Raw genomic sequence first — 3,746 nt, 5'->3', positions numbered from 1 at the left:
TCATCTGCGTGATCGACATCTCGCCGACCTCGCGCTCGCGCCAGTGGTAGATCGGCTCGGCGAGCACGTCGACCCGGCGGGCCAGGTAGTGGTGCGGCACGCTGACCGGGGCGTCCTCGTACAGGATGCCCTCGGGGTAGAGCACGCCCGCCTGGTCGAAGAACGAGCGGCGGTACACCTTGTTCCACGCGGTGCGGTCGGTGACCAGCGCCGGGAGCTCGGTGATGTGGGTGCGCAGCCGGGTCGCCGCGAACGGCTTGCGGTGGCCGCCCGACTGGTAGTGGCCGACGGCGCGGAACCGCAGCACGTTGCCGGTGCAGAAGTCGGAGCCGGTCTCGTCCAGCGTGCTGATCATCAGCTCGTACGCGGACGGCGGCAGGGTGTCGTCGCTGTCGACGAACGCGAGGAACTCGGTGCCCTCGGAGATGTGCCGGTAACCGGTGTTGCGGGCCGCCCCCAGGCCCTTGTTCACCTGCTGGACCAGCCGGAAACGGGAATCCTTCGCGGCGTAGGCCGCGGCGACGGCGGCACTGGAGTCCTTCGAGCCGTCGTCGACCATGACGCACTCGAGGTCGTCGAAGGTCTGCGCGGCGATGGAGTCCAGGCACTCCTCCAGATAGCGCTCGACGTTGTAGATCGGGACGACAACGGACAGACGGGGGGCCATCGGGAGCGCAGAGCCTTTCCTCAGGAAGTTCGGCCGGGTGGGCCAGGCGTATGTGTCGAACCCGGACCGGCACCGGCCGCGATTCTACCTCTCCGGGCTTGCTAGTCTGCGCCTGACCAGGCCAGCTCAGGAGGGTGAAGAGATGCCGCGGTTCAGCGTGATCGTGCCCGTCCACGCGGTCGAGGAGTACCTCCCCGCCTGCCTGGAGTCCGTGCTCTCCCAGACCTTCACCGACTTCGAACTGATCGCCGTCGACGACCGCTCGCCCGACGGCTGCGGCGCGATCCTCGACGAAGCGGCCGCCCGGGACAGCCGGGTGACGGTCCGTCACCTGGAGCAGAACGTCGGCCTGGGACTGGCCCGCAACGCCGGCCTGGAACTCGCCACCGGCGACTACCTGCTGTTCCTGGACAGCGACGACACCCTCACCCCCGACCTGCTGGCCGCCACCGACGCCCGGCTGCGCGCCACCGGCGACCCCGACCTGCTGGTGTACGACTACGCCCGCAGCTACTGGGACGGCCGCGTGGTGCGCTCCGCCTCCGCCCCGGTGTTCGCCAAGCCCGGCGCGGAAACCTTCACCCTCGACGAGCGCCGCGACCTGCTCGACCTGCTCCAGGTGGTGTGGAACAAGGCCTACCGCCGCGCGTTCGTCCAGCAGCAGGGCCTGACCTTCCCGCCCGGGTACTACGAGGACACCCCCTGGACGTACCCGGCGCTGCTCGCCGCCGAGTCCATCACCCTGCTCGACCAGGTCGGCGTGCACTACCGGCAGCGCCGCGAGGGCGGCAACATCCTCGCCACCGCCTCCCGCAAGCACTTCGACGTCTTCGAGCAGTACGACCGGGTGTTCGCCTTCCTCGACGCCCGCCCCGACCTGGACCGCTGGCGGCCGGTCATCTACCGGATGATGCTCGGCCACCTCGCCACCGTGGTCACCAAGCCCGGACGCGTCCCGGCCGCCGACCGCCGCGAGTTCTTCCGCCGCGCCGCCGAGCACTGCTCCCGGCACCGCCCGGCCGGCTACCGGCCGCCCGCCGGACCGGAGGGCGTGCGCGGCGAACTGCTCGGCCGCGGCAGCTACCTGGGCTTCCAGAGCCTGCGGGTGCTGGCCAGGGCCCGCCGCGCCGTCCGCCGCTGAGCCCCCGCCGCGCTGTCCGCAGCGTCGTTCGCGCCGAGCCCGCCGCCGCTCGGTCCGACGTGCCGCCGCCCGGCCGACGGCGCGTCACCCGGACGTGGCACGGCCCGCCCGGTATACAGCGGAGGATGGACTTCCTCACCGGGCTGCCGCTGATCGGACCACTGGTGGCCCGGGTGCTGCACAGCCGCCCGTACCTGGTGTACCGGCTGTTCGCCGACGTGCAGGGCAACCGGCTGGCCGGGGCGGTCACCTTCTTCGGGTTCCTGGCGCTGTTCCCGCTGCTCACCGTGGCCCTGGCGGTCGCCCTGGCCACGCTCTCCGACTCCCGGGTGCGTCAACTCCAGGACCGGATCGCCGAACAGCTGCCCGGCCTGTCCGACTCGCTCGACCTGAACGCGATGGTCGCCAACGCCGGCACCGTCGGCCTGGTCTCCGGCGCCCTGCTGCTGGTCTCCGGCCTCGGCTGGGTCGACACCATGCGCGGCGCGGTGCGCAGCGTGTGGCGATTGCCCGACGGCGGCGGGAACCTCTTTCAGGTGAAAATCCGGGATGCCGTGGTGCTGCTCGGACTGGGCCTGGTCTGCCTGGCCTCGCTGGCCGCGTCCGCGTTCGCCACCACGCTCGCGCACCGGCTCGCCGACTGGCTGGGCCTGGACGGCGGAGCCGGCCGCTGGCTGCTGTCCGGCCTCGGTTTCCTCATCGCCGTCGGCGCCGGCCTGCTGCTTTTCGTGTACCTGCTCGGTCCGTTCCCGCGGATCGTCGGCCAGCGCCGCAGCGCCCTGCTGCAGGGCGCGCTGATCGGCGCGGTCGGCTTCGAGCTGCTCAAGCTGGCGCTCTCCTCCTACCTGGGCTCGGTCGCCGGCCGCAGCGTCTACGGCGCGTTCGGGGTGCCCGTCGCCCTGCTGCTGTGGATCAACTTCGTGTCCAGACTGCTGATGTACTGCGCGGCCTGGACGGCCCTGGCCGACCCCGAGGCGGCCCGTCGACGCGCCGTCCGGCAGGCCGAGGCCGCGCTCGCCGCCGCCGGAGAATCGCCGCGTTCACCCTCTGTCCACCATTCGGACGGCTGATCTATGATCCGCGTCACATCTCAGTGCGGCCGCACCCCACGGCCGACCGTCCCGCCGGCGCGTCCCCCGCCCGGCCGCCTCCCCCTGGAGACCGTGTGTCCGTCACCGACACCACCGCCGCTCCGACCGCCCCCGCCACCCCCGACGACGTCCCCGGCTGGTTCTTCCGCGTCGACCGGGAGGTCTTCGGCTGGCTGCTCGCCCGGCAGACCGCCGCCGGCGTCACCGGAGACCTGCTGGAGATGGGCGCCTACCTGGGCCGCTCGGCGATCCTGCTGGGCAACCACCTGCACCCCGGGGAGACGTTCACCGTCTGCGACCTCTTCGACGCGGACGCGCCCGACGGCGACAACTCCGCCGAGATGACCATGTCCTACCGCTCCACCCTCACCCGGCGCGCCTTCGAGATCAACTACCTGGCCTTCCACCCCGAACTGCCGGTGATCGTCCAGGCCCCCACCTCGGTGCTCGCCGACGGCCGGATCCCCACCGACAGCTGCCGGTTCGTCCACATCGACGCCTCGCACCTGTACGAGCACGTCGCGGGCGACATCCGGGTGGCCCGCGACGCACTCGCCGAGAACGGCGTCGTCGCCCTCGACGACTACCGCGCCCCGCACACCCCCGGCGTGTCCGCCGCCGTCTGGGAAGCGGTCTTCACCCTCGGCCTGAAGCCCGTCCTGCTCACCCCCGAGAAGTTCTACGGCACCTGGGGCGACGCCGACGCCGTCCGCGCCGACCTGCTCGCCCGCGACTGGCGCGGCGACGGCTTCCGGCTCGACGAGGAGCACTTCGCCGGACAGACCTGCCACCGCCTCGCCTGGGACGATCCCTCGGGCCGCCACGAATTCGCCGTCCGCGCCTCCAA

At 72.1% G+C, this 3,746-nt stretch carries 4 protein-coding genes; 3 read left to right on the top strand and 1 reads right to left on the bottom strand.

The window, feature by feature from the left end; genetic code table 11:
- Window positions 1–667, bottom strand: a 667-nt coding sequence (locus tag IEZ12_RS07965; RefSeq protein ID WP_189271422.1) for a glycosyltransferase family 2 protein, incomplete at its 3' end; no start/stop codon positions are given.
- A gap of 142 nt (window positions 668–809) precedes the next feature.
- Between IEZ12_RS07965 and IEZ12_RS07960 the strand changes: the two genes are divergently transcribed.
- The 3 genes from IEZ12_RS07960 to IEZ12_RS07950 form a co-directional block, all read left to right on the top strand.
- Complete coding sequence (locus IEZ12_RS07960; RefSeq protein ID WP_052509607.1) at window positions 810–1,808, top strand: glycosyltransferase family 2 protein; 999 nt, start codon at window positions 810–812, stop codon at window positions 1,806–1,808.
- Window positions 1,809–1,933: 125 nt separating this feature from the next.
- Window positions 1,934–2,878 carry a YihY/virulence factor BrkB family protein gene (locus IEZ12_RS07955; RefSeq protein WP_189271421.1) on the top strand — a complete coding sequence of 315 codons (945 nt, stop codon included), beginning with the start codon at window positions 1,934–1,936 and terminating at the stop codon, window positions 2,876–2,878.
- Window positions 2,879–2,973: 95 nt separating this feature from the next.
- A partial coding sequence (locus IEZ12_RS07950) for a class I SAM-dependent methyltransferase (protein WP_229847338.1) occupies window positions 2,974–3,746 on the top strand: 773 nt, incomplete at its 3' end.

Source organism: Kitasatospora griseola (genome assembly GCF_014648555.1).
In the GTDB taxonomy this organism is placed as follows: Bacteria; Actinomycetota; Actinomycetes; order Streptomycetales; family Streptomycetaceae; genus Kitasatospora; species Kitasatospora griseola.
Note: the sequence above shows the minus strand (reverse complement) of the source record. Positions and strands in the feature narration are given on the sequence as shown.

Bases quoted from the DNA above. Each gene is read 5' to 3' on its own strand.
- IEZ12_RS07955 (WP_189271421.1), top strand. From the start codon at position 1,934: ATGGACTTCCTCACCGGGCTGCCGCTGATCGGACCACTGGTGGCCCGG.
- IEZ12_RS07960 (WP_052509607.1), top strand. From the start codon at position 810: ATGCCGCGGTTCAGCGTGATCGTGCCCGTCCACGCGGTCGAGGAGTAC.